This window comes from Bradyrhizobium sp. BRP56 (genome assembly GCF_020194035.1).
GTDB lineage: Bacteria > Pseudomonadota > Alphaproteobacteria > Rhizobiales > Xanthobacteraceae > Bradyrhizobium > Bradyrhizobium australafricanum.
The window spans coordinates 59,402-86,315 of record NZ_JADYVV010000023.1 but is presented as its reverse complement, the minus strand read 5'-3'; the positions used below and the strand labels follow the sequence as shown (position 1 = coordinate 86,315).

24 protein-coding genes and 1 riboswitch are annotated in these 26,914 nt (G+C 58.8%); of the genes, 10 read left to right on the top strand and 14 right to left on the bottom strand.

Annotated features, from left to right (window positions below; translation table 11 throughout):
• Window positions 1-2: 2 nt before the first annotated feature.
• The 8 genes from sctR to I6F38_RS18015 form a co-directional block, all read right to left on the bottom strand.
• Window positions 3-668, bottom strand: a complete 666-nt coding sequence (sctR, locus tag I6F38_RS18050) for a type III secretion system export apparatus subunit SctR (RefSeq protein WP_225161274.1) — start codon at window positions 666-668, stop codon at window positions 3-5.
• A complete protein-coding gene (gene sctQ / locus I6F38_RS18045; RefSeq protein WP_225161273.1) occupies window positions 661-1,539 on the bottom strand; it encodes a type III secretion system cytoplasmic ring protein SctQ in 879 nt (292 codons plus the stop codon). Before sctQ ends, sctR begins: the two co-directional genes overlap by 8 nt.
• Before the next feature lie 236 nt (window positions 1,540-1,775).
• Window positions 1,776-2,312 carry a hypothetical protein gene (locus I6F38_RS18040; protein ID WP_028343884.1) on the bottom strand — a complete coding sequence of 179 codons (537 nt, stop codon included), beginning with the start codon at window positions 2,310-2,312 and terminating at the stop codon, window positions 1,776-1,778.
• On the bottom strand, window positions 2,288-3,643 hold the full coding sequence (gene sctN / locus I6F38_RS18035) for a type III secretion system ATPase SctN (RefSeq protein WP_225161272.1): 1,356 nt from the start codon (window positions 3,641-3,643) through the stop codon (window positions 2,288-2,290). The genes I6F38_RS18040 and sctN overlap by 25 nt, the downstream gene beginning before the upstream one ends.
• A complete protein-coding gene (gene sctL / locus I6F38_RS18030) occupies window positions 3,640-4,263 on the bottom strand; it encodes a type III secretion system stator protein SctL (RefSeq protein WP_225161271.1) in 624 nt (207 codons plus the stop codon). The genes sctN and sctL overlap by 4 nt, the downstream gene beginning before the upstream one ends.
• A complete protein-coding gene (locus I6F38_RS18025; RefSeq protein ID WP_346657118.1) occupies window positions 4,260-4,892 on the bottom strand; it encodes a nodulation protein NolU in 633 nt (210 codons plus the stop codon). Before I6F38_RS18025 ends, sctL begins: the two co-directional genes overlap by 4 nt.
• 11 nt (window positions 4,893-4,903) lie before the next feature.
• A complete protein-coding gene (gene sctJ, locus I6F38_RS18020; RefSeq protein ID WP_276573495.1) occupies window positions 4,904-5,779 on the bottom strand; it encodes a type III secretion inner membrane ring lipoprotein SctJ in 876 nt (291 codons plus the stop codon).
• Window positions 5,780-6,298: a nodulation protein NolB gene (locus I6F38_RS18015; protein ID WP_225161270.1), complete on the bottom strand. Its 519-nt coding sequence runs from the start codon at window positions 6,296-6,298 to the stop codon at window positions 5,780-5,782.
• Between the two features lie 171 nt (window positions 6,299-6,469).
• Here I6F38_RS18015 and I6F38_RS18010 point away from each other — a divergent pair, with 171 nt between their 5' ends.
• Window positions 6,470-7,165 (top strand): nodulation protein NolW, encoded by a 696-nt coding sequence (locus tag I6F38_RS18010; RefSeq protein ID WP_225161269.1) that lies wholly within the window; start codon window positions 6,470-6,472, stop codon window positions 7,163-7,165.
• A 2,682-nt stretch (window positions 7,166-9,847) separates the two neighbouring features.
• On the opposite strand, the gene I6F38_RS18005 is transcribed toward I6F38_RS18010, so the two are convergent.
• From I6F38_RS18005 to I6F38_RS17990, 4 genes are all read right to left on the bottom strand, one after another.
• Window positions 9,848-10,018 (bottom strand): hypothetical protein, encoded by a 171-nt coding sequence (locus I6F38_RS18005; protein WP_225161268.1) that lies wholly within the window; start codon window positions 10,016-10,018, stop codon window positions 9,848-9,850.
• A gap of 105 nt (window positions 10,019-10,123) precedes the next feature.
• Window positions 10,124-11,197, bottom strand: coding sequence for a ribonucleotide-diphosphate reductase subunit beta (locus I6F38_RS18000; RefSeq protein ID WP_162136766.1), 1,074 nt, complete (start codon window positions 11,195-11,197; stop codon window positions 10,124-10,126).
• Window positions 11,188-13,017, bottom strand: a complete 1,830-nt coding sequence (locus I6F38_RS17995; protein ID WP_225161267.1) for a ribonucleoside-diphosphate reductase subunit alpha — start codon at window positions 13,015-13,017, stop codon at window positions 11,188-11,190. The genes I6F38_RS18000 and I6F38_RS17995 overlap by 10 nt, the downstream gene beginning before the upstream one ends.
• 210 nt (window positions 13,018-13,227) lie before the next feature.
• Window positions 13,228-13,444, bottom strand: a riboswitch (cobalamin riboswitch).
• 402 nt (window positions 13,445-13,846) lie between these two features.
• The gene (locus I6F38_RS17990; RefSeq protein ID WP_026192318.1) at window positions 13,847-14,779 is read right to left on the bottom strand and encodes a hypothetical protein; all 933 of its coding nucleotides are present in this window, start codon (window positions 14,777-14,779) and stop codon (window positions 13,847-13,849) included.
• 701 nt (window positions 14,780-15,480) lie between these two features.
• Between I6F38_RS17990 and I6F38_RS43995 the strand changes: the two genes are divergently transcribed.
• Together I6F38_RS43995 and I6F38_RS17980 are read left to right on the top strand one after the other, a co-directional pair.
• On the top strand, window positions 15,481-15,729 hold the full coding sequence (locus I6F38_RS43995; protein WP_016847924.1) for a hypothetical protein: 249 nt from the start codon (window positions 15,481-15,483) through the stop codon (window positions 15,727-15,729).
• A gap of 1,169 nt (window positions 15,730-16,898) precedes the next feature.
• Complete coding sequence (locus I6F38_RS17980; protein WP_225161266.1) at window positions 16,899-18,686, top strand: HrpF/NolX family T3SS translocon protein; 1,788 nt, start codon at window positions 16,899-16,901, stop codon at window positions 18,684-18,686.
• Window positions 18,687-18,850: 164 nt separating this feature from the next.
• Here I6F38_RS17980 and I6F38_RS17975 read toward each other — a convergent pair whose 3' ends face one another.
• A complete protein-coding gene (locus tag I6F38_RS17975; protein WP_155258683.1) occupies window positions 18,851-19,051 on the bottom strand; it encodes a hypothetical protein in 201 nt (66 codons plus the stop codon).
• An 862-nt stretch (window positions 19,052-19,913) separates the two neighbouring features.
• Here I6F38_RS17975 and I6F38_RS17970 point away from each other — a divergent pair.
• The 6 genes from I6F38_RS17970 (at window position 19,914) to I6F38_RS17945 (ending at window position 24,894) form a co-directional block, all read left to right on the top strand.
• Window positions 19,914-20,147, top strand: coding sequence for a hypothetical protein (locus I6F38_RS17970; protein ID WP_075968406.1), 234 nt, complete (start codon window positions 19,914-19,916; stop codon window positions 20,145-20,147).
• Window positions 20,148-20,263: 116 nt separating this feature from the next.
• The gene (locus tag I6F38_RS17965; RefSeq protein WP_225161265.1) at window positions 20,264-21,154 is read left to right on the top strand and encodes an FHA domain-containing protein; all 891 of its coding nucleotides are present in this window, start codon (window positions 20,264-20,266) and stop codon (window positions 21,152-21,154) included.
• A gap of 33 nt (window positions 21,155-21,187) precedes the next feature.
• Window positions 21,188-21,724: a hypothetical protein gene (locus tag I6F38_RS17960; protein ID WP_225161264.1), complete on the top strand. Its 537-nt coding sequence runs from the start codon at window positions 21,188-21,190 to the stop codon at window positions 21,722-21,724.
• A 2-nt stretch (window positions 21,725-21,726) separates the two neighbouring features.
• Window positions 21,727-22,152, top strand: a complete 426-nt coding sequence (locus I6F38_RS17955; protein WP_050994308.1) for a hypothetical protein — start codon at window positions 21,727-21,729, stop codon at window positions 22,150-22,152.
• Window positions 22,153-22,160: 8 nt separating this feature from the next.
• Entirely contained in the window at window positions 22,161-24,284 is a 2,124-nt protein-coding gene (gene sctV / locus I6F38_RS17950) for a type III secretion system export apparatus subunit SctV (protein ID WP_026192314.1), read from the top strand.
• Window positions 24,285-24,492: 208 nt separating this feature from the next.
• On the top strand, window positions 24,493-24,894 hold the full coding sequence (locus I6F38_RS17945; protein ID WP_225161263.1) for a tetratricopeptide repeat protein: 402 nt from the start codon (window positions 24,493-24,495) through the stop codon (window positions 24,892-24,894).
• A gap of 200 nt (window positions 24,895-25,094) precedes the next feature.
• On the opposite strand, the gene I6F38_RS17940 is transcribed toward I6F38_RS17945, so the two are convergent.
• Complete coding sequence (locus I6F38_RS17940) at window positions 25,095-25,415, bottom strand: hypothetical protein (protein ID WP_225161262.1); 321 nt, start codon at window positions 25,413-25,415, stop codon at window positions 25,095-25,097.
• Between the two features lie 746 nt (window positions 25,416-26,161).
• Between I6F38_RS17940 and I6F38_RS17935 the strand changes: the two genes are divergently transcribed.
• The gene (locus tag I6F38_RS17935; RefSeq protein WP_225161261.1) at window positions 26,162-26,872 is read left to right on the top strand and encodes a hypothetical protein; all 711 of its coding nucleotides are present in this window, start codon (window positions 26,162-26,164) and stop codon (window positions 26,870-26,872) included.
• Window positions 26,873-26,914 lie beyond the last annotated feature (42 nt).

The window sequence follows — 26,914 nt, the reverse complement described above, 5'->3', positions numbered from 1 at the left end:
TGTCAACCTCCGGGCGTCGTGTAGCTTAGTACCAGCCCGTGCATGAGACGTGACCAGCCGTCGATGGTGACGAACAGAAAGAGCTTGAAGGGAACAGATATTACTGTCGGCGATACCATCGACATCCCCATGGCCATCAAAATCGTCGTGACAATCAGATCGATGGTGATAAAGGGAAGATAGAGAAGAAAGCCGATTTCGAAGCCGCGCTTGAGCTCCGAGATCAGGAACGACGGCACAAGAATCACAAAATCATCAGCCGTGGCACTGCCGCGCATCTCCTCCGACCAGACATGTTCGGTCGACGATAGGAAGAACCGGCGCTGCTCTTCAGTGGTGAACTTCTTCAGATGGGCGCGCAGCGGCTCCTGCCCCTCCTTGGCGGCCGTCACCCAGTCATCGAACGTTTGGTAACGGAGTTGCGGATCCGTCAGGCGGTTGTAGGTCTGCTCAAACACCGGCGCGCTGATGAAGACCGTCAGGATCAGTGCCGCCCCATACAGGACAATGTTGGGCGGTATCGATTGGGTTCCGAGCGCGTTGCGCACCAGGAAAAGCACAACGGAGACCTTTATGAAAGCGGTCGTGGTAACGACTGCGAAGGCGAGCAGGCCGAGGCCGACCGTGATCGCAAGAAGCGCCAGGATGCTGGGTTGAATCTCAGTCATTGACCGCCAACCTGCCGCGTAACCTGACGGCAAGTTCCTCGCCGATCCGCACGATATCGCCGCGGCCGATGCGCTGCCCGTTGGCAAGAATATCAACGGGGCCGTCAAGCGACCGGCCGAGTTCGAACACATGGCCTTCGTTGATGCTCCGCAAGGTTCCAATCGACATCGGCCAGCGGCCACATTCGAATACGAGCGTGATCTCGAGACTGTCGATATCGGCCTCGGAGGGGAGCTGTTGCGGTTGGGGTTGTGTCGTCATGTGTCCACTTTTCAGGGGGTGGGATTGCGAGCGGAATGGCCCCCGCAGGACCAGCCTTTCGCCGGCGATCTCGGCAGGAGCCCACAATGCGCTCGCAGTGAGGATGACCTGGCCTCGAGCAAGCGGAATAGCGTCCGGCAGCAGCGCATCGCCCTGCTGTGCCTGACGAACAAGGCCGATCGTGATGCGGAGCGAGCCAACCTGGCCTGCGACAATGACAGGCAGTTCAGAACGAACCTTGGGCGTCTGTCGCGGCAATCGGCCAAGCAGTTCGCCCAGGACGCTGAACGCTGGTGGAACCAGAGCGTCAAGAGGCGAGAATAAAAGCAGGCGAGCCTTGCTCGCGAGCTGACCATAGGCGACGTCGAATTCCAGGTATGGGCCTGATTTCGCCGCTTCATCGGTGCGGAGAAGCTGCAAATGCCGCTGCATCAGTCGCTCCAGTGGAGCGAGCAACGGCTCTAGCGCCAGTTCAAGGACTAGCGAACGCGTCGGCTCGGAAGGTAAGCTCAGGCCGTTCTGTACGGTCGCAACCAGCGCTTCAGCAAGCGGGACGGGCAAGGACAGGACGAGCATTTCGCCGCCCGCGTCAAAGACGCAATCAAGCATCGATGTCTCAGCCGGCGCGACCTGCCAGACAAGCCGATTTATACGCAGCGATAGCGACTTGTCGCCGAGACGGCTTTGCAGAGGTCCGCGGAAAACCGCGATGTCATTGAGCCACGAGACTACAGCATGCGAGAGGGTCAGCTGCGCTCTGAATGGCACCGATCTGTCCGACCTCTGGGTCGCAGGCGACGCCTGTCCCTCACGGCATGCTGGCGCTAATGTAGAAGTATCGGCCATCAGCTCGGCTCGTCTCCCCTTTGGACGGACGCGCCTCTGCGGTAGCGAAGCAACACCTCATCATCGGCTTCGATTTCCGTCGCGGCTTCAACACGAGCATTGGTGCTTCGCTCAACGTCACGCTCGATCTCTTGCCATTTGTGGCACGCCGCCGAACGTTTGGCCCAAAGCGTCCGCGCCTCAAGGACTGCAGTCTCGGCCTGATCTTGAGCGGAGCGCGCCTCGTCAAGAACCTGCTGGGCTGCCGCGATGTCCTCTGTGAGTCGGCCGATGATAAGATGATGGCGGCGCTCGAGTTCGCTGACGGATATCGCATCGTCCGATAACATCTGCCGATAGAGCTCGGCTTCAATACTTGCGCGGTGTCTTTCGGCATTTGCAAGCTGCTCGCAAGCCTGTGCGACAGCTTCATCTGCGATGCGGCGCTTGGCTTCCATGTTAGACAGCTCACGAAGGGCACTCCGCTCCCGCATGTCCTTCACCAGCCGCAATTTCGAGGCATGAACACAGTTCATGCGGTCAGACGCGACATCCATGCCACCGTCTCCTCAAAATTGCATGCTTCGTCCTGGCCCTGACGCAGGAACGTGCGCAACTCCTCGATCGAGGCGATCGCCCGGTCGGTCAGCGGATCGGAGCCTTGCTTGTATTCGCCGACCTTGATCAAGAACTCGGCCTCAGCGTAGCGCGAGAGCAGATCACGGAACAAGGAAGCGGCCTTGCGATGCTGAACAGACACGATGGCATCCATGACGCGGCTTCGGCTCGACAGCACATCGATTGCCGGAAAATGCTCTCGCGAGGCTAACGCGCGCGAGAGAATGATGTGCCCGTCAAGAATGCCGCGTGATTCTTCGGCGATTGGGTCGCCCATGCCGTCACCTTCGACAAGCACGGTATAGAAGGCCGTGATGGAGCCATGCTCGCCCATGCCGGCCCGCTCCAACAAGCCCGGCAGCAGCGCAAAGACGGAGGGCGGAAATCCGCGCCGGGTCGGAGGCTCTCCTGCGGCAAGGCCGATTTCGCGCATCGCGCGGCTAAAGCGTGTCAAGGAATCCATCATCAGAACGACGCGCAGCCCCTGATCACGAAAATATTCGGCCAGCGCCGTCGCCATATGGGCGCACTGCGCCCGCTCCATGGCCGAACGGTCGGAGGTCTCCACAACGACAACCGAGCGGCGGAGCGCTTCGCCAAGATGGCGCTCGATGAATTCACGCACCTCTCGGCCGCGTTCACCGATCAACGAGACAATCGTGACGTCGGCGGCTGCACCCTTGACGATCTGCGACATCAGTGTCGACTTGCCGCAACCGGCGTCTCCATAGATTCCGATCCGCTGGCCTTCTCCACATGTCAGGAGCCCATCCAGGACACGAACGCCGAGCGGAAAAGACTGTTCGATACCGCGCCGTTTCATCGGGTTAGGCGCCTTACCACGCAGCGGACGCGCTTCGCCAGCCTTTATGGGGCCCTTACCATCGAGCGGACGACCGAAACTGTCGATCACGCGGCCGAGCAAATCGGGGCCGACCGGCACTTCCTGCATTCGCCCGGTCGTGACGACTTCCGCACGGTTGGACAAGCCGACCATGTCACCGATCGGCGTAAGTAACACCCCGTCCGGCAACAAACCGATCACCTCGGCCTCGAGCGACCATCCGCTGCGGGGATCCTGCAAGAGGCATAGTTCCCCAACCCTGGCCTCCGGCAGGACGGCATGGAGCAGTGTACCGATCGCCCGCGTGACCCGACCGCGGACGGCACGCGTGTCGATATGCTTAGCGGAAGATCTCAAGGATGACAGTGCGGCGTGGACTGCCCCTTCTTCAGCCGCAGCATTATGCGTCGGTCGTTGCGTGGTCATGGCTCACCTTCGTGCGAAGGCAAGCCAAACCCCAAACGAAGCGCGCGGAGCTGCGCGGCAAGTCCGAGGTCGACATTGCCAAACTCGCTCCACAAAACGCATTGGTCCGCCGCGAGCGCCGGATCCAGCTCGATCCTGACCTTGGGCCGGCCATCCTGTCCGTTGTAGGCTGCGAATTCGCTGGCAAGCAGATCGGCCTTTAAGGGCGATACGTGAAGGCAAACTTCCGTGTTCTTGTACTTTTGCTCGATCGCGTGACGAATACTGCGTACCAGCATCTCTCCCGGATCAAAGGAGCCAAGCAAATCGCGCACGATCTCAATGACCAGTTCGGGCAACTGCTGCTCCAGAACGGCTTTTCGCTGCGCGAATTCACACGCAGCCTGCGCAATCAGTTGCGTCATTTCCTCTGCGCCCGCCTTGACGCCCTCGGCATGGCCGCGCCCCCGTTCCCGCTCATAAGCTTTGCGTCCCCAGCTGCGAACACGCTGCAGGTGCCGTTCGGCAGCAGCCCGAGCGTCTACGGCGTCATGCCAGATCTTGAGCTCGGCTGCCGGGATCAGGGGTTCAAGCGGGCGGAACTGCGGGGTCACAGGCAATGCTGGGACGTCGACTGTCATATCGTGGTAGCCTCCGCCCGCAAATGGGTCATAACCAAGGAGAGCAGCGGGCCTGCGGCACAACGGTGCTCAGCCGCCGGATTGTCCGCGGCGGTCCCAACGGGCAGGCGTAGAAGCACGCGGATACGGTCGATCGCTGGAGCCTTGTCGAGCCAGGCGCCAAGACAGGCATGCCCATCGTGTTCGATCTGTCGCGACAGGCGTTCCGGATCGGCAATAGGCGTTGTTGCGACCGCACTGGATAAATGCCGGATGGCGAAAGCATGCGCTTCAGCACCGATCATTTCGACCAAAATTGACAGATCGTGCTTTGAAACCAGCTTCAGGACGGAGCGTGCATGCCAGATACTGCCGGCGAACATGGCCGCCCGCCGCGGATCATGCCCGAGCAAAGGATCCTCGCTCCAGCCAGCTCCGCCCACATCGACTTCGTGGCCGACCAGCAGTGCGGCCAGTCTTGGCTGCAGCCTAAAACTCTGCTGTAGTCGGAGCAACGTGGCCGGCGACAGTAGCGGATCAAGACAGGCAGCAGAACGGCTCGGATGGATCGAGGCAACAAGCTCACGCAATCGATCGGAAGCCAGCGTGAACGAACGATTGGGTTCGATGGGAGACATTGATACCGACATGAGCATCCTGGCTATGTCGCATCAGACATGATCTTTTTACCAGCAGCCTGAACGGCGGGCACATTCGAACGCCTGCTGAACATGGTCAGTTTGCGCGATGATTGCCCGAACTGACGAAGACGCGCACCGAGCAACACATAAAATGCAATGACGAATACGGCGCCTGCGCCTCCAACTCCAAGCGCAAGCCACGGCGTTGAAGCAGATTTTGCGGGTTGAGCTGAAGCGGCTGCCGGCGACGCTGGCTGCTCAAGCGGAGTTCGCTCAACCGGCACGAAGACCACAGCCACCTTGTCGTAGGACAGCCCTTCGATGCTGTTGGCTACGAGCATCTTGATCTGAGGCAACAGCGCCGAGAGCTTTGCGTTGGAGCCATGCCGGATGAAAACCGACGCTGAGGAGGGGGTCGCATCTTGCCGCAACAGATCGTTTTTAGGAAGGACCACGTGGACCCGGGCGGAAAGGACGCCATCGATATCGCTAATGGTGCGCGACAATTCTTCGCTGAGGGCATAAACGTAACGGGCCCGCTCCTCGATCGGGGAAGCAACGAGGCCCGATCCCTTGAACACCTCGCCAAGATTCTTGAAAGATTGGCGCGGCAGCCCCTCAACATTCAGCAAGTCAATCGAATAGGCGAGCTGCCTTTCCTCGACCTGGATCGTGCTGGTCCCATCCTTGGCGACAACACGAGCTGCATCGACACCCTTGCCAAGAAGAAGCGCTAGCATCTCATTGGCTTCACGCTCCTGAATCTTACTGTAGAGATCAGCTTTGCAGCCGAGCAACGGAACAAGAAGGGGCAGAGCAAGGCAAACGCGAAGCCGTCGCCACGATTGACGGCTGCCGCTACCCGCACTGCACATCACACCAGGCATCAGCTTCATTCAGCCCGCCGAAAGCAGCTTGTTCAGCGACGAACTCACGGCGCTGGTGCTCTTAGAGACAAGGGACACCTGAACGACGTCCCGGTAGACATCCCGCAGATTCGCCACCATCGAATCGAAATCTGCCGCTACCGGTTTAACTGTCGCATGCGCGCCGATGTCGAGCGGCTGCAATAGCGGCTGCGCGGCAGGTCCGGGCTGGATGACGCTCGGCGCAGACGACACACTACCGACCGCCGGAGCACCGACATGACTGTGGTACATGGTAGAAAGCGCTTGAAGGATGCGATCGCCCGGCGGATTCGCTAGCGTGTTCGTGCGCTGCACTTCCGATACCGGCGGAACGACTGCGGCTCTATCTGCGACCGATGAGGTGGCACTCTGGTCGGAGGCCGCTTGCGCAAGAGACTGCTCAAAGTGCGCCTGCTCGCCGGCGGCTGCCGGCGAGCAGGCATTGGCAAGACAGTCGGCTGAATTGGGTGAGATCGGCGTTGCGCCTAACATCATATAAGGAGTCATTGCGCTCGTTGATGAAACCAGGCGTTGTCTGACACTGAACGGATCAAGATCGTAGTACGGTGAGCTGACGAAAACCTGACGAGGATGCGCCGCCTTGCGTCATCTAAAGATCACGTTTGGCGTCCAGGCTGGACCGAAATTCCAAGTTTAATTCTCAGAAGGCCTTCAGGAATGTTTGTCCGATCCACGATGGTATTGAAGAGAATTCTTTACGCCGGAGGTTTCATCTGTCTTGGAATGGTCAGCGCGCTTGGCGCCCCCCTCTCGCTGCCGTCGGCCCCTTATAGCTACACGGTTCTGGACCAGGACCTTTCTGCCGCGCTGCAGGAGTTTGGCAACAATCTCAATATCAGGGTCAATGTCAGCACTGAAGTGAAGGGCCGGATTCGCGGACGAATGCCGGACCTGCCACCGCGCGAATTCCTCGAGCGTTTGACCAACCTTTACAATCTTCAATGGTATTACGACGGCCTCGTTCTTTACATATCCGCGGCCCACGAGGCGCAAAGCCGACTGATGGTGTTGAGCCCGATCAGCTTCGATGCGTTCAAGACCGCGCTCGATGCGCTCAACATCTCCGATGAACGCTATATCGTGAAACCGGCCCCCGGCGATGGCCTCGTCCTGGCTTCGGGCCCGCCACGCTTCATCGCGCTGGTGGACCAGACGTTGAAGGGCCTTGTGGCGGAGGCGCAGGCGCGGCGCAATCCTGCCGCCGCCGAAGGGCCGCCGCGGGATTCGGTTTTGATGTTGTTTCGCGGCTCCTCGAGCGTGGTTATTCGGGACGGACGCCCGGAAAGGCATTATTCGCCCGCCGCGCCGCATCAGGACGGCACCGTGCGGGAGGCCGGCACGGGCCAGAAGTGACTAACCGATGCGAGACACCTTCAGCCGAAGTCGATCCGATCTGTATTGGCTCAAATCCGTCCGATCGTCAGCTTTTCGAACGCTAATGCGCCCAGCATGAGCGTGCGGATGTCTGGACGGCGGCGCCTGCTCCCGACCGCAACGGACGTGGGCAACCAGCCACGCTAGGCGCGAGCGGAAGTTGGTAAGCGCCAGTTTTGACGGGGGCTCGAGGGCTTAAAGTTCGACACGAGCTTCCGAACCAACTGCGTCGGAGCCGCAGGCATGAATACGAGCCGAGAGCCCGACTCACCAGAACCGCCTACGGACGCGATCGGCTTTCAGCAGCGGCTCAGTGGCGCGCATGCCAGGCCGTGTGGACTCTTGGTATTTCGTTGAGCCGCCAATGCCTGACCAATTTTCTGAAAGGACGCGTAACTAATGATTAGTATATTCATCTTGGCGGGAGGCCAAGATGGCCAAGATAGTCGACAGCCCGCCAGAAAGGACGTTGCCAGGTGCTCCTGCCGTTGGCGACGTCGCGAAGGTCTGCTGGCGGCGGAGTATGTCCGCGCTCCGCGGGCTGCTATGGAATGCTTACCCGGTGGGCGCTCGCCGTGTAATTGTCCAGATCAGAGGCCCGCGTCCATCGACGGTTTGATACGAACGAACCCCTCTTGTCGAAATTCGGCTGTGTGGGGCATACCCAGCATGGTGAAAGTTGTGGTCCGGGAGTTATTGCTAGGCAAGAGGCCGGCCCTCCTTAGTATGTTGATCTGGGCATCCGAGGCCGTATGGGGACAGAAGACCCAGTGGTCGGCTATGAAACGCTCGTTCTCGGGAATGAAATATGTGAGCTCCGACAGCGCAGCCCCGGCGGACGAGGATGGCCCGGCTTGCGAAGGTCCGGCCTGAGACGGTCCAGCCTGAGACGGTCCAGCCTGCGATGGCCCGGCTTCCACATTCTGCCAAATTAGATCAGGATCAAACTCTGGGAGTTCCGCGATGGCTTGAGCAATCGGCTGCTGCGAGCCTGGCTGTGGAGAGCTTTCTCTGGCGGCCACCAATGGCCCGGGGGAGGGCGCAGCCGGCGCATATAGATCATCCTCCCGATCCAACAGTGATGAATAGGGATGCCCCGACTCCAAATATTGCGAATAGGGATGCCGGGCGTCCAGATATGGCGAGTAGGCTTTGCCCTGCTGCACGGGAGATCCCGCAGCAGGTGGCAGAGCACTATCTTCGACCTCGCGCAGCTGGTGCTCAAAGCCCGCTGGACCCGCGGGCGCTGATGGTGAATCGGGCTGCGGGCTTGTGTTCGTTGGGCTGATTGAGTTGAAATCCATCCTGCTCCTCCTTTGAAAGTTTGGCTCGAGCCATAGTTCGACGAAGGCCATTTGCATTGCGACCTCCAGAGAACTGTTTCGAAGGCTCGTGTGGAGTGCACCCTCCGAGCCGCCGGCAGAGCATCGGGTGTTCGATGTGCATCTCCATTAAGATGGATAGGCGGCATCGCCCTCTAGACATCCGCTCTCTCATGCTAAGAGAGTTAGCTTTCGAGAAGCTGACGAGCGTCAAGAGGATTCGCAATGAGCCAATGGAGAAGGCATTGACCTCCGCCACAAGCTGCTTCGCATTTTCAATTCATCTCTGCTTGGCGCAGACTTGCGCACGATGCTGTCCTGACGCGGCGCGTCCCCTGCAGTATCTCTCCAGCAGGCGGTCGAGGCTCATCCTGGTGTCGATCAGGATCTGATATGCCAGGATGAGGATGCCGGCCCTTCGCTGGACCGTGGCATGCCTAGCCGTCGCACGCCGGGCTATCGCTTGCAGGGCCATTGCAGGCCGGACCCCACGCTCGACCCTTGCAGCCGGACCGTCTCAGCCAGGTCCTTCCGAAGCCGCACCACCAGAACTGTCCGAGTTCCATATGTTGGACGGACGTCTCGCCAAGGATTACTGGGTTTTCATTGGCCAAACAGCCACAGGCGCTCAGATCGATATGCTGGAGTGCAGCGGAGTGAGACCGAGCAAGGACCGCCACAAAGGTTTTCACTCTTCTCGGGGTGCCCACACAGCCGAACGCAGAGCAGAGGGCTTCATTCGTCTCACGCCATCGCTGGACTCGATCCCTTGGCCCGAAGCCGGCTGAAGATTGGCCTGCGGACTCTGGGGAAGATCGGCCTCCCCACTAGCAACCATGGCTCGCGCCTCGGCAGGGCCATGTCTCTGGCGCCGACAGATTGAAATTGCGGACGGCAACGGCAGTCGGTGACGGCCCCCGGCCGGCGAAAAATTGCCAAGCTCCCACTTTAAGGCCCAATCGATCAGTGCAGAGACCTGGTCACGTCAAGATAGATGCACGGCGAGAGACAAACGATCACCAGTGCGCCCTCTTCTCACTTTTGCCTTCTCCGCCCTGCACTTTACATGAACCGACGCCGCGGAGTCGGCCACCTTGACCATCACGCGTGATTGTCACGTACACAGCCGCCGGCCCGCAGCATTCAAGTCAGGTTTTTCCGCGTCCCTTTGGCTAAGGTGCGTAAAACAGTTTCCGTCCGCCCTTCCCAAAAGGACGGCTAGCGTGCAACCAATTCTTCTTAAGCCGCATTGCAGGCGGCCTTAGCGCAAACCGCGTGGACATCGGTTACGTCGCGCGCCTCGTGAAACCGGGATTGAGTTCATTTGCGCATCGGCACATCAACGGGCGCAGTTTTCTTCGATCGGTTGCCCGATACCGCGCTGCCTCTGCTCATCCCAGCCGGAGCGTTTTTGATGAACTTCGATACTGGCGGACACCTTAGGTGTGCTCAACACCTCCACTTTGGCACGTCCATCCCAAAGGCCCGCGACCATGATTTCGAGCGGCATAGATCATGTCACTTGAGGTCCGCTGCGGCCCCGCAAGCAGCGGCAGAGCCGACTTTCGCAAACGTCCGAAAATGCGGGGGCGCTCCAAAGCGCCGTTCCGTCTGGCTACGTCCGGCCGAAAGCTGCCCACACCCCGTCTTCGCCGTCCCAGCTGCCGCGGCTCGCCGCCTTGGAGTACTCGGTGGCGCGCTGCTCGAAGAAATTAGCGTGCTCGACGCCATTGAGAATCTCGACGAGCCAAGGCAGCGGATGCGCCTTGAGCTGGGTGAACCCGCCCTCCTTGGCTTCGAAGAAGCCGAAGACCGGGGCAATCCGCAACTGGGTCAGTCGCCAGTCGGCGACATAGCGGACGTAAGTGTGGATCTGCTCAGGCCTCATGCCCTCGATCTTGCCGAGGCCGAAGGCGAGGTCGACGAAATTCTCCTCCAGCTTCACCATGGTTTTGGCGACGTCGACGATATCGTCACGGACGGAGCGCGTCACCGCGCCGGTTTCTCGGTTCCATTCGTGAAACAGCTTGATAATGCCCTCACAATGCAGGCTCTCGTCGCGAACCGACCAGCTTACGATCTGTCCCATGCCGTTCATCTTGTTGTGGCGGGGGAAATTGAGCAGCATCGCGAAGCTCGCGAACAACGCCATGCCTTCGGTGAAGGCGCCGAACATCGCCAAGGTCCTGGCGACATCGGCTACTGTGTCGACGCCGAACTCGTGCATGTAGTCCGCCTTGGCACGCATCTCGGAATAGCCGCGAAATGCCTCGAACTCGGTCTTGGGCATGCCGAGCGTTTTGAGCAGCAGCGCATAGGCGTCGATGTGGACCGTCTCCATATTAGTGAAGGCCGCCATCATCATCTGGACGGTGAGCGGCTGGAAGATCGGGATGTAGCGCTTAAGATAGTTATCGCCGACTTCGATGTCCGATTGGGTGAAGAAACGGAAGATCTGAGTGAGCAGCGCGCGCTCACTGTCGGTAACGCGGTCCGATGCCCAATCCTTGAGGTCGGCACCAAGCGGCACCTCCTCGCCCATCCAATGGGTCTGCTGCTGGCGCTTCCAGAACTCGTAAGCCCAGGCGTAGCGATCGACGTCATAGCTGCCGGTCGAGTCGAGGAGGCCGACGCACCGTTTGCCGATCAGTGTGCGCGGATCGACGGATGAGAGATCGATCACTGACATGCGAGGCACTCCTCATAGTCAGTGTGCCGCTGCGGCTGCGGCGGCGCCGCGTTGTCGCCGTCAGCGATGTTGCCGGCGAACGCCGCGCGCGAGATCGATTTTGAACGGCAGTAGTAGAGGCTCTTCACCCCGCGCTTCCATGCCGTCCAATGCAGCATGTGAAGGTCCCACTTATCGACGTCGGCCGGCAGATAGAGGTTAATCGACTGGCTCTGGCAAATGAACGCGGCGCGGTCGGCGGCAAGCTCGACGATCCAGCGCTGGTCGATTTCGAAGGCGGTGCGAAAGACCGCTTTTTCGTGTTCCGACAGGGTGTCGAGATGGGCGACTGAACCCTCGTGCGCGATGATCGACTGCCAGGTCGCCGAAGTATCTGCGCCCTTGGCGGCCAGCAGCTTGGCGAGATGCGGATTACGCACCGAGATGGCACCGGACAAGGTCTTATGGGTGTAGATGTTGGCCGGGATCGGCTCGACGCAAGCGCTAGTCCCGCCGCAGATGATGCTGATCGAGGCGGTTGGCGCGATCGCGATCTTATGGCTGAAGCGCGCCATCACACCGCGTTCCAGTGCATCCGGGCACGGCCCACGCTCGCGCGCGAGCGTCACGGATGCCGCGTCGGCATCGCGACGGATTTTCCGGAACATGTTCAGATTGAACGACTTGGCCACGACACTTTCCATCGGAATGCCCTTGGCCTGCAGGAACGAATGGAAGCCCATGACGCCGAGGCCGACGGAGCGCTCACGCAAGGCGGCGTAGCGGGCACGCTTCATGCCGTCCGGCGCCACCGTGATGAAGTGGGTCAGCACGTTGTCGAGGAAGCGCATGACGTCCTCGATGAAGCCTGGCTTCTCATTCCACTGATCCCAGGTCTCGAGGTTGAGCGACGACAGGCAGCACACCGCGGTGCGCTCCTCGCCGCGATGATCGATGCCGGTCGGCAGGGTAATTTCGCTGCACAGGTTGGAGGTAGAGACCTTGAGGCCGAGCTCGCGCTGGTGCTTGGGGAGCGACCGGTTCACGGTGTCAATAAACAACAAGTAAGGCTCGCCGGTCTGCAGCCGGTTCTCCAGGATGCGTTGCCACAGTTGGCGGGCGTCGATCTCGCGGATGACATCGTTGGTCCTCGGGCTGCGCAGAGCGAACGCGGTGCCGGCGCCCACGGCACGCATGAACGCGTCGGTAACGTTGATCCCGTGGTGCAGGTTGAGACTCTTGCGGTTGAAGTCGCCGGACGCCTTGCGAATCTCGAGGAACTCCTCGATCTCGGGATGGTGGATATCGAGATAGACCGCCGCAGAGCCGCGCCGCAACGAGCCCTGGCTGATCGCCAATGTCAGGCCGTCCATGACGTGGATGAACGGGATGATACCCGAGGTAACGCCGCCCTTCACCTTCTCGCCGATCGAGCGAACGTTGCCCCAGTAGGTGCCGATGCCGCCGCCGTTAGAGGCAAGCCAGACATTCTCGTTCCAGGTGCCGACGATGCCTTCGAGCGAGTCCGACACCGAGTTAAGGAAGCATGAGATCGGCAGACCGCGCGTGGTGCCGCCGTTGGACAGCACCGGTGTGGCCGGCATGAACCACAGCCGAGACATCGCATCATAGAGACGTTGGGCATGCGCAACATCATCCGCGAAGGCGCAAGACACCCGCGCGAACATGTCCTGGAGCAATTCGCCGGCGAGCAGGTAACGGTCGGTCACCGTCAGCTTGCCGAACGGCGTCAACAGGTCGTCGCGCGTCCGATCGAGCTTGAGATCGGCCCGCCTTGGCGATGGAGCAAGGGGGCGCGGCAGCGGAGCCGGCGATGGCAAGACAAGACCCGACTCAGGCGGGGTAGGCCTTGCCTGCGCTGGGCGCGGCTGCACATGCGGCGGCTCAATGAGATGACCCTGCTGATCGAAATTGTAAGACGGCGACATCGGCAACCCCGCGATGTTGGGCGCGGGCCGGCGCGGACGACTTGCGAGGAATCCGGGCAAATGTCCCCGGCTGCAAGCGACCCACCGGGGCACCCCGCCCGAGGACTTTCATTCGGTCGCGGCAGGTCTCCTGGCTCGCGGGTCACTGCGGCCATCGGCCTTCCCGGCGCTGTGTCGCGCCAGTGACCATGATGACAACCGCTCGCCGCTTACAGTTGCGGGGGCAGCCCCGGAGTTGCCGTTTTGGCGCACCGGGTTCCCTCTTAGCTTCCACCCTACAAGGTGTGGGGAACGGAAGACCGTGACTGACTATAGATAGGTCTACGCGCCGGGATTCGTCAATTGGAGAGATCAAGATTTAGAAGGCAAAAACATACCGACCGCCCGGACCACTCTATCGCCGCTGTCACTTCTTGCTGCAGAGATGCCTTGGGCTGCCTTTCCAGTTTCCGTTAAGCTTGCGCATAGTCGAGGAAATTCTGACCCACGTGTCGCATTGATGCGATCTATGAAACCGCGCGTCAGCTGAGAGGGAATTCGGCAAGGCGCTCTCCGATCTGAATCGCAGCGCTCGCCGCGACAAATGGCATCTGGACGAATCGTTATCCATCGTCGGCGAACAACATTGGCCCTGGCGCGCCTTCGACCAGAATGGCCTTGTTTTTCGACGTCTTGATCCAGCGCCGAAGAGACTCGCGCGCTGCACAGTGGTCCTTAACTGTCAGGGCTCCAGCGCAACGTGCAAGCCCTCGTTGCTTTCAACATGAACGTAACGGGGTCCAATCGGCCGTCCCCTGCCGCTGGCGACGGTGACAACGTCTTCCAGAGGCGTGGCCCGCGCATCCGCCTCTGGGCGAGACAAGATCAGATCCGCATGCAACAGCCCTTCTGATTCGAGGCCGGTCGCATCCACGCCAAGGGCCGCCAAGCTGGCCAAACAACTTTCAAACTCTTCAGCATCGCGAAAGCGACGCTGGATAAACGTCGCGCCGGTAAGACGTTCTGTCACAAGACCACGCTTTGCAAACGCTTCGGCCAACGATTCAAATGGGAACATTCGTAGCACAAAGGAGATGATCCATGGTTGCTTCTCTGTCGCATCGAGAATCTCGCTGAACGTCTTCTCGGTAACGTAGCCGATGCATCCGGTTGACATGATAACATCCACGGAGCGGAGAATGCGCGCGCTATCCGTCGATAGCGCCTCCTTTTCAAGGTCAGCGACGATGCCCTGCTCCAAGAGGCCAACACTCTTTGCATAGCTGATCGCCTGTACCGACACGTCGAGGCCGATAAAGCGCGCCAACCCGACATCAGGCCAGGCTGCATAAAAATTGCGATCGAGACTCACCAGTGTTTCAGAACTGATCGCCCTCATCTCACGCCGGGCGTAGCGGTGACGCAAGCCCCCGAAGGTCAGCGGAAAGCGATGCACTGCTGCGTTGATGCCGTATGAACATCCAACGTCGAGCACGACGGGCTTAAGGCCGGTTGCCGAAGCTTTCGCTGCCAGGATTTGGCGCACAACCGGCTCAGCCACGTCCGGAATCATATAATCTAGGTCTCCGAGGATCGAGAAATATGCCCTCGGATCATCAGAAGCATAAATATTATGGAATATAGCTTTAGACCGATTAATACGCGAAAAATCCATCCGCAACACAGTTCCTCCCATCTCATTTGCAAGCGAGTCGACGACAGTGCCTTCGTACTCGCCCGCACTTTGGTATACAGGTCGGTCTTACACCCGCCGATGCGACAGCAGAAGCGGCAAGCGGACAAGAGCATCCGCCTGCGTAAGATTTTCATGAAACTGGTCCCGCACCGATGAACAGCCGCTGGAGATACATTCGGCCGAGTTGAGAGCGGGTCGAGGCAACGGCAGGCAACATGAGAAGAACCGTTTCTGTCGCGTGATAAGATTGGCAGCATTCGTGAGCGCGAATCGGCCAGCACCTTAGAGAAGCGAGCTGACCGAAAGCTGACGAGCGTTCGTTACCCGATGACCGCGGCAGGTTTCCATTTAGGAAGAAGCATCGGCCTCCAACTTGGGACGAATTTTGGTGTCGATCCTGTCGTGAAAATAGCAGGTATACTCATCCGATCTCGGAGGCTGCATCTTGAAGAAAGTGCTATGTGTTCCTGTTTTCACCTGCCTGACGTCGCCAGGACGCTCGGCGCGCCGCTGACGCTGCCATCGACGCCTTACAGTTACATGTTCTGGATCAGGACCTCGCGACCGCACTACAGGAATTCGGTCACAATCGGAATATCCGGGTCAATGTAAGTACTGGGGTGAAGGGGCGGATTCGCGGGCGGCTACCGGAACTCCCACCGCGAGAATTTCTCGACCGCTTGATCAAGCTCTATAATTTTCAATGGTACTACGATGGGCGGGTGCTTTACGTATCCGACGCGCACAAGGCGCAAAGCCGACTACTGATCTTGAATCCGATCAGCTTTGATGCATTCAGAGACGGCAAAGCCGTCGCGTATCGCAACGACGCCACAGGCTTCGAGCAACAGCTGTCCGAGCTAGGAGGTAGCGGCATCCTACATCGCAGCTTGCGATTTTTTTTGATGCGAACCTTTGAACTGCTCTAAAAGACTCGTCATACGGATGAAATTCGACGTTTAAGGATGAGAGACGTTCCCGCTGTGAGGAGTAACACGGGCCTCAACCGGCAATAAGCAGACATGCGCGGTCAATCCAAGGAGCTTTGAGCAGAAACTGACGGGACCGCATGAAGCGGACGAATCTAACTAACTAGCATCGGATTTGGCCGAAGCTTGGAGCCGCGCCGTCACGCGCCGAGCCATCATTCGACGGCGGACGTGCCGCCACCACTGGTCTTCACTCGCCAAGCCGCCACATTCCTTAGATCGACATGCTGAGAAACTGCAATGTGATGTCAGGCAGGCACCCGCGGACAACAACTTTCGCCATCGCGGGTGTGCCGCACATGGCCGAACCGCGAGGAGAAAACTTATTCGTCTCCCAAGTCGTTAAACCTGCTCTTGCGGCTAGTTTGCGTCCGCCCTTCGTAACCGCGTGACCCAACTGTTATCTCGTATTGAGCCCGCGACGTGGATTCGATGCAGGGTCGAAGAGCGCAGCGGCCAAGGACGAACAAAAGGACTTAGGCCGGGCGTCCGAGCTTTGATGTTTGTCAGTGCAAGTTGGGTCCGCTCAACGCGTCTGACGATGGAGTTTTTCGAGGACTTGGTCGACGACCGGTATCTGAGCCGACCATGCTGGATGCGCAGCTCAGAAGAGCCAGCAGCTCAGAAGAGCGAGCACTTTTTCTGGCGCAGGCGCGGGGGTGGCTACTGCGAAATCAGCGCCCACCTTAAGGTGTTCCGGAGCTCTTGCGAGATTGTTGGACCAAATCAACGAATGCTCCCGATAGGCAGACGTAAAGCTTTAACTCGCTGACATGGCACCAGGCCAGGCGAACGCAACTAAGCGAAGCTGGCACCGGCATTGAAATACGTCCAGGTCCCTTGCGGGCAAGACTACTTCATCAATCACCCTGAAATCGTCTGAGCGCCGTCAGCTTCTCGAAAGGTTGTCCGTTTTACCATACGGGCGAATATTTAGACGGCGGCGTTCCCATGGATAGTCGCGAAACTGAGCGCTGAAGGCGCACTGAGCAACAGGATGCAAGTGGTAGGACCTGTTGAACTCTGCCGATCAACACTCCCTGTTCGTCGCGATCTCGGGCCGCGCCGGTGACCGTCTTGTGGTGCACACTTACATCGGAGGACGTGTAATGTCAGTCGACCTATCGCCAACCGCCAACTCAACTGTGGCTTTCTCCGGAATGCCCGCCCCTCCCTCGTCGGCGCAGGACTTTTCCAGCTTTCAGGCGATGCTGGCCAGCCTCTCCTCGAAAGACACGACCAACGATCATTCAGCATCGCAAGTGACGGCCTCCACAGAATCAACCAAGCAACTGACTGAGGAACTCACGCAGGAGGCGCGGAGTATCCTGCCACCAGAGATAAGGGCAGCATTGGATGCATATCAGGATGACCCACAGCCGTCCTGTGCTGCCGGCAGCCCAATCATTGCGGAAGCGCCCGTACAAAGCTCAAGGATCACCTGGAACGGTGGCACGCTGACTAATGCGGAACTGCAGATTGTCTCTGTGCTGAACCGCCACAAGGACAAATGCCCGCTTGATTGGAAGTCTCTGGGAGATTTGGCCAACGATCCCTCGACACCGCCGGATCTAAAGGCGGCGATCGAGGCACTGCAACAGGACCCGGAGCTCTTCTATGCGATCGGTTCGCAAGGCGACGGCCGCTGTGGCGGCAAGATCAAAGCGGGCGATCTCAGCGGCTTTTCCGACCATCACCCTCAAGTTGCCGCGTTCCAGGAGCAGCGGGCGCGGATCTACGAGCAGAACTACATGCCATCCGACGGTACCGGGAACGGTGAGCCATCGGTCATGACACTGACCGATGCCTTGCGCGAACTCTACCGCTATTCCGATAACCTGCCCAAGAACTTGAGCCTTGCGGATTTCAGGCGCATCGTGGACGGCAACGCCGACATTGGCAAATGCCCCCCACAGGTCCTCGCCGCGGCTCAATATTTTCTCGACCACCCGGATCAATGGAAGCAGTTGTACGGCGGCTCGATAGATAAGGTCCACAAGGAGGACTTCCTGCAGGTCGCTTCGTCATCGATGAGTCTCACTCGACCCGAGCTGAGCACACTAAACACGATCAACAAGAACCAGGACGCTTTCTTTGGAAATGGCGATCTGACCCGGGAAAAGCTCGTGAGTATGGTGGACGACAAGAGCCTTTCCCCTGAGGTGCGAAGCGCGGCTTCCCAGCTGCTCTCGGATCCTGTGCTGTTCGGATTGATGAACAACGCGATTACTGGTTACAAAACCCACCACAAGTTTTTCGACTTCGGCGGCGGCCATACGGTCGATTCCGGAAACATCAGCAGAAACGATTTCAACCAGTTCTTCAACAACATGTCTGGTGCGAACCGCGCCGCTCCGCAATTGAAAACGCATGCCGCTCAAACGCCGGCCGAACAGGAGGCTACCGCAGACATGATGATTGGCGCGGCAGATCAGCCCGACATCAAGTCTCCCAAGAAGAACGGTGGCGCCCTCATGCACGCAATTAATGACGTGCTCAAGGTAGGCTCGAAGGTACTCGACTGGACAGCGACGGCCGTTGGTGTACTCGGCTTCATTCCAGGGCTGGGCGAACTGGCCGATCTTGCTTCAATGGTGATCGAGGCCGAAGCGCAAGCTGCAAATCTTCTGCACACCGCGATCAGCGGCGGCAACATGAAGAAGGCGCTGGAGGAAGCCGGGCTGAGTCTTGCGGCGCAGGCCGTGGGCTGCATCGCCGGCCCCGAGGTCAAGATAGCGATTCGAGAAGGCTTGGTGAAGCAGGCAATTCAAGAAGCGGCGACGGCCGGCATCAATCTGCCGGTGTCGATGGCCCAGTCCTACGCGGAGGACTATCTGAATAACCTCAAGGCACGGATTGAATCCGAGCGCACGCAAGCTGCAGGTGCCTACGCCTAGTCGTAGCGGCGCTAACGAAAGGCCAGCTTGCGCGGCCTGCGCGGTAGGGTCGTCCCCGCCGCGCAGGTCGCGCAAGCATATTCGATGCTTACACCGACGAGCGTGCTTGTCGCTAGCTAAACCGGCGCATTTGTCGGCTGCACTCGAGCACCCGACGGGCGTTCTCACATCGCGTGCGCCACCGCGAAGATTTCGCCGGGCCGATTGCGCCACCCATCGCGGACGGTAAACTTGTTGATGCCTTCACGCCGCGACGGAACCGGTGGAGTGGCGTGCCTGACCGGTTTACGTCGTCGGATCGAGAGCACATTAATGGAGGTGACGCTCAAGGTCCTTGTCTCCAGCGCCTCCTGATCGCTGTCCACGAAAGTGATCCATTTTTATGGGCCTGCTCCGAGCGGGAATGGAAGATCGCTCTTCATCGCTGACTCGCATGAGCAACTTTATCCTGGCGCAGCAGCCCGGGACAGGATCTAGACAAATCGCTGCGTGGTTCGAGGTACCTAAACTGCCGAACGAGCTGCGAGGGGTCCAAAGCCGGGCGAGTCCCGAGATGGGCCACGTCAAAGCTTAAGCCCGTTTTATCCGTCCGGCGCTTACATTCCGCTTGTCAACGCTGCGCTTTGATGAACAACGGCTTGCCTGATCAAGTGCCACATAGGCGAGGTCTTGTACCAACCCTGTGACCTGCAGCTTACGCCGACACACTGCCGAAATATGAGGCGGCCTGTCCAGAGGCAACATCAAAGAGATCGGCTCACAGAATTTCTGAGGCTCGTCAGCTTGTCGAAAGCTAATGCTTCCATAGTAGCCGTGACGGCGACCGCTCCCTCCGCACGAACGAAGTTTTGAAGTAGGAGAACCCGATGCGCATTTCCAGCTCTAGCGCCGCTGGGCACCTTGATTCCGACCTCCACGCGACTGGCGGCGGCAAAAAAGGATCTCGGGCGCCTGGCGAGCACGATGATCATGGCCAATCGCATGGTGCAGGCGCTCCCTTAAATGGCGGCGCGTCTGGTCCAGACGCTGACTCGCAAGCCGCTGCTATGCAGCAAGCGTTCAACGTCGCTCTCGGCGCCGTCGCTATGCAGTTTGTAAGTAGTGCAATGGGTCGTTTCGACGACGCCATGGCCGAGACAGAGGAGGATTCCTGACCTCGCATGTTGCGGCGTCAGGAAAATCGGAGCCGCAAGGCGCGGCAATCTTCAAATAAACAGGAGAGACAATATGGCTGATAAGGTTGGTGCTTCTCATTCCTCGACGGCGGGTGGCGCAGCTGGTACTGCTACTGCAGCCGCGGGTTCCGCCGCAGCTGAAGCTGCGGGAGAAGCGGCATTCAACAGGCAGCTCGCCGCCCTGACTGCCAGCAGCACGAAGGCTGCTGAAAGGGATGTAGAACTTCGCGTCGTCTCGACAGAACTCTCGACCGTCAAGAAAGTGGCCGACGAGCGGGTGCAGTAACGGATGAAGCGGGACGAAATTATATCCTCCCGCTTTTGCCGGCCGCATGATCTGTGAAGTCGCAACAGACCGTACGGCTTTGCCGTACGGTCTCGTTCTTCATTCAGGAGACGATCGTGAATGAACCAGCTTCCCCGCTATTCGAAGTGTTGTCGGGGTGTTATTCCGGGTTGACCGGCAAAGCGGGGAGCGGCTCCTGCTTGATTGGCAGCAGCCTCGATGCTGATTTGGTCTTCATCGAGCAAGGCCTCGAACCGCACCATCTTCGCGTCAGCTGGCATATCAGCTCGATCGAGATCGAGGCCCTTGCCGCGGACGTCGCGATCGAGGGTCGCGGCCCTATTTCGCCAAATGAGACCGTTGTTGTCCCTCTTCCTGCCGTCATCCATATGGGCGCGATGTCCATTCGCTGCTCGACCGAAGGCACTCAGCAAGCCGGCTCTACCGGGCGCTGGCATGTACCGATTATCCCGCTTGCCTTGGTCCTCATCAGCTCTGCCGCAGTTGGCACCCTTTCAACGAGATTTGTCCAGTTCGACAGCGCCGCAGCGCTGAGCACCTCGTCCTCCTCCACGGACATTGCCCCCAAAATCGCGCTCGCGACCCCTGATGTTCCGGCCACCGACGCAGCGGCTCAACGGCTGCAAGGGGAAGTTGACGCGGCGGGCCTGCTCGGCATCAAAGTCAGTTCCGGGCCGGGCGTTGTGACCGCCGATGGCACTATTACGCCTGCCTCGCTCGCTAAATGGCGGGAAGTCCAGCAGCGGTTCGATGTCCAAAGCAATGGTGCTTATACGCTCGTCAGTGCGGTCGCCATCAAGGAGGAGAAGGCGCCCCCCGCAATTGCCGTCCAGGCAGTTTGGCGCGGAAGCGCCCCTTATCTGGTCATTGCTGGTCAAAAGTACTTCGCGGGTGCACTCCTGAGCAATGGATGGACCGTAAAGGAGATCGAGGACGGACGTGTGCTGCTGACACGCAATGGCCAGCTTGCTGCTTTGTCTTATTAGAGTTTTAGCCCGCGGCCAACGAAGGAACGTTTCATGACTAGGCTGCCGCAGCGGTCCGTAGAGCCTGGCATCGCCTTTCAGGGAATTAACAACGAGCATCATGCACCTGTTATCGCCCCGGCCACACCTCAGGCCAGGAGCGTCGGCATCGACAAGGTCCATGGAAACGGCAAGGGTCACACGTCAGTTGTCCAACAGCGCGAAGCGCAGGAGCGGTTGGCTGCCAGCACGATCGATAACGCGCTCGAACTCAAGTCAATCGATCCAATCTCGCGGATCAATCCCACCGATGCCACCGAGCACGCAGGTAAGATCGAAACGAGTTCGGAACTTGCCTGCCTGAAGGGCCCCAATCTCGCGCATAGCCTGCTCTCCTTCGTCACGCCCCGCCTGCGTCATTCGCATGTAGTACGTCCGGAGCAACACGGCCTTCTCCTCGAGCGTCTGGCCGATGCGCTGTCAGCCGCGCCAGAGGGCTCGGTGGCAGGCGAAGGGGCTGCGCTTCTGCGGCTGGAGCTGCGGCGTTTAATCCTGCTCCGGCAGAATCACAACAGCTTGATCCAAGGCTAGCAATGCCAGATCCGCACGAAGTGCAGCACTTCACACCTACCCGGTCGTCGAATGTTTCCAAAGCCGATCGGGCAGTTCCGATCTCTGGGCCCGAGCGCGATTTGCTCTGCACGCTTTCCTATGTCCACCTTGCGTGCGGGCAGAGCGCACACAGTCTGGCGCTCTTGCGGCTCGTCGTTCACGAACATTCTCAAGACGTCGAGCTGCTTCGCATCCTCGCCTATGCCCTCATCTCGGAGCGCCTCGGCGAGGAAGCGCTATCGGTATTGGACAGGCTGGACATGCTTGATGATCAGCCATCGTCGCGTCTGCCATTGCTGCTGCTGCGCAGCCATGCTCTGCGTCAGGCTGGCCGCATGGCCGAGGCGCAGGCCACCTTCAAGCGCTATGTTTCCTTGCGGGGCAACCCGGCTCCGGTCAAACAATAAGGCTTTGCATGGCCAGTCACCTACGAAATCTCGTCGCCCGCGCACCGGCCCATCCGGATATCATGGTCGCACTGATGCTGCTTCTGGCGATCGGCATGATGATCATGCCGATCCCGATCATCGTGATTGACATGCTTATCGGCTTCAACCTCGGCTTTGCCATATTGCTGCTGATGGTTGCCCTCTATCTCAGCACGCCGCTTGATTTTTCGTCGCTGCCGGGCGTCATTCTGATTTCGACGGTTTTTCGTCTGGCGCTGACCATCGCAACAACACGCCTGATTCTTGCGGAGGGCGACGCCGGCAGCATCATCCACACCTTTGGCGACTTCGTCATTTCGGGGAATATCGCTGTCGGAATCGTCATATTCCTGATCGTGACCATGGTGCAGTTCATGGTCCTTGCCAAAGGCGCCGAGCGCGTCGCAGAGGTGTCAGCGCGATTCACGCTCGATGCACTTCCGGGCAAGCAGATGGCGATCGATGCGGAGCTGCGCAACAACCATATCGATCAACACGAAGCACGTCGCCGGCGCGCGGCACTTGAGCAAGAAAGCCAACTTCATGGTGCAATGGATGGCGCCATGAAATTCGTGAAAGGCGACGCGATCGCCGGGTTGATCGTCATCTGCATCAATATGCTGGGCGGAATCAGCATCGGCCTGCTCTCCAAGGATATGTCGCTCGATGCCGCGATGCATCACTATACGCTGCTGACGATAGGTGATGCGCTCATTTCACAGATTCCCGCACTGTTGCTGTCGATTACGGCCGCGACCATCGTCACACGGGTCAACGGGCCTTCCAAGCTCAAGCTTGGGGCCGATATTGTCAGCCAACTTACGGCGAGCACACAAGCGCTTCGGCTGGCGGCCTGCGTCTTATTGTTAATGGGATTCGTTCCTGGCTTCCCCTTGCCCCCGTTCGTCATCTTGGCCGTGCTCTTCGCTGCCGCAAGCTATGTCAAGGTCGGCGCGAAAGGCGACGAGCCTGCCGCGAAGACAGGCGCAAACGTCACTGCTTCGGCACCGGCTCCAGCACAGGCACAGGCACAGAAGCAAGCCGCTCATGCGGAAGCACTTCCGATTGCGTTATTCCTTGCGCCGAACCTGACACATTCAATCGACAAAGACGAGTTGGAACAAAGCATCGCGCGCGTTTCCACGTCGGTATCGGCAGACCTTGGAATCACGGTTCCGCGTATCCCGGCCCGGATTGACCAGAACCTGTCCAAGTCGCAGTTCAGGATAGATGTCGATAGCGTGCCGGTTGAACGGGATGTGATCGATCCGACGCAACTCGTTCTCAACGATGATATTGCGAACATTGAACTAAGCGGCATCCCATTTCGGCAAGATCCGGAGACGGCTCGCGTATGGATCGAAGAACGCCATGCAGCTGCGCTCAAAGCCGCCGGGATCGGACACCACCGTCCGGTCGAAATTCTTGCTTTACGTCTCCATTCCACATTGACACGCTACGCACAGCGCCTGGTAGGCATTCAAGAGACACGTCAACTGCTTGCCCGAATGGAGCAGGAGTACGCCGATCTGGTGAAGGAAGTGCTTCGTACGGCGACCATTCCTCGGATCGCAGAGGTCCTGCGCCGTCTGCTCGACGAGGGGATACCCATTCGCAACACTCGCCTCCTCCTGGAGGCCCTTGCAGAATGGAGTGAACGCGAGCAGAACGCCGTCCTGCTCACTGAATATGTTCGTGCCGCGCTGAAGCGGCAGATCTGCTTTCGCTATGCCAATGCCCACCGCGTTGTGGCCGCCTTTATCATCGAGCGTGAGACTGAAGAGATAGTGCGCGTTTCGGTGCGCGAAACCGCTGTCGGACCATATCTCGTTCTGGACGATTGGCAGAGCGAGAAGCTGCTTTCACAATTCCGTCAGATCCATTCGACCATCGCACAAAGCCAAAGCCAGCCCGTCATTCTCGGCTCGATGGATATCCGGCGCTTCGTACGCGGCTTTCTCACCCGCAACGGGCTCGATCTGCCCGTTCTGTCTTATCAGGATCTCGCCTCGGAGTTCACAGTCCAGCCGATTGGGTCCGTGAAACTTCCGGCTACCAAGGAAAGGGTTCCTTCCTCGGAGCGTGGCGGGCTGCTTCCAGCCGCAAGTTAACAGAGCACAGCAGCTCGTCGTGAGATAGCCTATGAATTCCTATGAGATAAGCCTCTGGCGACGCGCATGCTTCCTTCGCTCAGCCTTGTGCTCAAGCTCGCTCGCTATCGTTCTGCTCGCAGGCTGCGCTAACCCGGATAGGTCGGCCCTTTCATCGCGGCAGACGCCCTCGTCAGACCTAGCTGACGCCAAGGCGATCGATCCTGGCGTGCGCGAACGAATTCCATACAGCCTCGGTCGGGATGCTGATGAGCAAACTCTGCGCGATACGTTGAAGCAACAACCAAACAATGTCGATGCGGCGATCTCTCTTGCGCGGGTCCTGCTGGCCCGCAAATCGCCCGATCAAGCCCTTGAGGTTCTCGATAATGTCCTCTTGGCGGCTCCCGGCGATCTGCGCACACTGAACGCCAAGGGCGTTGTCCTCGATCAGAAGGGCCGCCATCAAGAGGCGCAAGGGCTATACCGCAAAGCTCTCGAAAGAGAACCCTCAAATGCGATGTTGCACAACAATCTCAAACTGTCGCTTGCGCTAGAAAGTAAGACGGAGACCGAGGATGCCGGGTCACAACCGCGGATGGATGACGCCTTGGCGCGCAGCGAACAATAGCGTGCAAAAGCTTGACGCTTGAGTGGCCGGCTTGCCGATAACTAGGCTCCCCTTAATCGGCCGCACTATACGCCGCCGCAAAACCTCAAAAGTAATTAGAGATGCGATCGATAATTGTATCGCCACGTGTAGTAACATTGCAATTCATCCGTTACTTACCTTGCATATGACACCGCCACCTTGCGCCGGCAGAGACCAAATTAAGCCTGCAGTCCGACATTCGTGAGAGCTTTCGCGGCTTCGATAGAATAGACAACATCCTCCGTGAACCGCTGCTTGGCGCCTTTCATCCACCCCTGAAGAATGCCGATCTGGTCGGGCGCTGAAGACGTCGAGGAGACACGCTTGAAGAACTCTGTCAACTGCGTCGCTTCGATTTGAATGCGCTCCTGCCAGTGCCAATAGGCCTCTGAGTACTTTTTCACAAACTCGCTTTGCGCTCCGATGGCTCGCTTCGTGAAGTCCTGAAATGCGCCGGCTGCAATGCCGATGTCATCGTTGATCCCGGTTTCTTTCGTCATCGCCATCTCCTGTATGGTTGTATATGGACGAGACGACGCCTGAGCAGCGCTCCCGCATGTCTCCCATGATCACTAATTGACGCGCCCACACACCATCTCATGATTGTGAGGCCACTATTGTCACTTCTCGACCGAGCAAGCGACGTGCCACAAACGATCGTGAGGGCTTGCCGTCCACGAACAGGAAAAACATGTACTTGATACAGCGCTCCCGCAGCCCTGATCCGCAGCGTCGGACTCTGGACATAATAAGTATCACACCGGACAGGGCAGAGTGCGACAGGAATAAGGGCAATGGCAGTTCGTACTAAACAGCGACGAAGGTGGATCGGGGAGCATTGCCAACGCTTCAATGCTCCGAGCCTGCTCAGCGCGCATTCTCGCACAGACCGTTGCTTGGTGCATGTCCCATCGCTCGAACTCCGCGCCAGCATATAGTGACGGCAAAGGCGTCGTGCAGTCCGAGCAACCGGCCGATGGTAGACTGACGATGCTATGCGTGTCGATCAGTACGACGAAACCAGTCGGCTGGTAAACGCGCGTATTCCACTTCTTCTTGGCTTGCTTCTCACCGCGATGAACTTTCGCTGGCCATTGACCGCAACCTTGGATGGGCCGAGAACAGTACGACCCGGACTTGCCCCACCAAAACTGAGAGGCGACGACCGTTTCGTATGCAGCTAATATTTGCCAGGGTTCGGAAAGACAAAAACGTTCGCTTAAGCGCTCGCGGCTAGGGGACAGGGATGATCACGCCGGTTCGACGGGACTGGAATCCAAGCGAATTGTTCAGCGCTCTTACACCTGCGATGTTCAGCGCCGAACCATCAGCCATACGCGCACGTTGGGATAAATTGTGGCCTGATTTATACACGGAATATGACGCCCGGCATTTGAAACAAGAACTTGCCGCCAGAAATCTCATCGCGACCGATGAAGCTGCAGCATTTCTCAGCGCCTGGGCGATTGATGAAGAGCGCCACACCAATGGCTTCATCCGGATCATTGAACTTGTCGCGAACGGATCCGAAAAGCATCTTCGCGAGAGGTTGGGCGCTCGATCGCGTGATTTTGGTCCGATTACCGACTACCTGAAGGACGAATTCTCCTTGTTAGTTATGATTGCGTTTGACGAAATGTGCACTTGCCGCGCCTACGCGGCAGAAAAGCCGTTTTACGACGCTCTTGGGAACAACACGTTTCATCATTGGCTGCGAGAGATAATTGCCGACGAGGCGGTTCATTCGATGAACGCTGTTAATGTCATTCGCGCGCGCTATCGCGACCGCATTGGGCAAGTCGGCGCAATACTCGATAGCCTCATCCGCGCGTGCGATAATCTACGCTATTCTGGCACCTTCGTCCTCGACTACTTCGGCACAGCGTACTCCAAGGAGCTTCTCGCCAACTCTCGCCTCGCCACCATGAGAAACATCGCCAAGCCACTCCCGGCGTAGAACGAGACAGTAACAGGCGACAGGGATTTGATCCGGAGTCAT

Coding starts and splice junctions, on each gene's coding strand:
- I6F38_RS18010 (WP_225161269.1), top strand. CDS start 6,470: ATGTTTGTCCGATCCACGATGGTATTGAAGAGAATTCTTTACGCCGGA.
- sctL (WP_225161271.1), bottom strand. CDS start 4,263: ATGACAGTCGACGTCCCAGCATTGCCTGTGACCCCGCAGTTCCGCCCG.
- sctN (WP_225161272.1), bottom strand. CDS start 3,643: ATGACCACGCAACGACCGACGCATAATGCTGCGGCTGAAGAAGGGGCA.
- I6F38_RS17990 (WP_026192318.1), bottom strand. CDS start 14,779: ATGGATTTTTCGCGTATTAATCGGTCTAAAGCTATATTCCATAATATT.
- I6F38_RS17970 (WP_075968406.1), top strand. CDS start 19,914: ATGGCTGATAAGGTTGGTGCTTCTCATTCCTCGACGGCGGGTGGCGCA.
- I6F38_RS17955 (WP_050994308.1), top strand. CDS start 21,727: ATGCCAGATCCGCACGAAGTGCAGCACTTCACACCTACCCGGTCGTCG.
- sctV (WP_026192314.1), top strand. CDS start 22,161: ATGGCCAGTCACCTACGAAATCTCGTCGCCCGCGCACCGGCCCATCCG.
- I6F38_RS17980 (WP_225161266.1), top strand. CDS start 16,899: ATGTCAGTCGACCTATCGCCAACCGCCAACTCAACTGTGGCTTTCTCC.
- I6F38_RS18040 (WP_028343884.1), bottom strand. CDS start 2,312: ATGGATGTCGCGTCTGACCGCATGAACTGTGTTCATGCCTCGAAATTG.
- sctQ (WP_225161273.1), bottom strand. CDS start 1,539: ATGCTTGATTGCGTCTTTGACGCGGGCGGCGAAATGCTCGTCCTGTCC.
- I6F38_RS18005 (WP_225161268.1), bottom strand. CDS start 10,018: ATGCCGCTCGAAATCATGGTCGCGGGCCTTTGGGATGGACGTGCCAAA.
- I6F38_RS18015 (WP_225161270.1), bottom strand. CDS start 6,298: ATGACTCCTTATATGATGTTAGGCGCAACGCCGATCTCACCCAATTCA.
- I6F38_RS18025 (WP_346657118.1), bottom strand. CDS start 4,892: ATGTCGGTATCAATGTCTCCCATCGAACCCAATCGTTCGTTCACGCTG.
- sctR (WP_225161274.1), bottom strand. CDS start 668: ATGACTGAGATTCAACCCAGCATCCTGGCGCTTCTTGCGATCACGGTC.
- I6F38_RS17935 (WP_225161261.1), top strand. CDS start 26,162: ATGATCACGCCGGTTCGACGGGACTGGAATCCAAGCGAATTGTTCAGC.
- I6F38_RS17960 (WP_225161264.1), top strand. CDS start 21,188: ATGACTAGGCTGCCGCAGCGGTCCGTAGAGCCTGGCATCGCCTTTCAG.
- I6F38_RS17940 (WP_225161262.1), bottom strand. CDS start 25,415: ATGACGAAAGAAACCGGGATCAACGATGACATCGGCATTGCAGCCGGC.
- sctJ (WP_276573495.1), bottom strand. CDS start 5,779: ATGAAGCTGATGCCTGGTGTGATGTGCAGTGCGGGTAGCGGCAGCCGT.
- I6F38_RS18000 (WP_162136766.1), bottom strand. CDS start 11,197: ATGTCAGTGATCGATCTCTCATCCGTCGATCCGCGCACACTGATCGGC.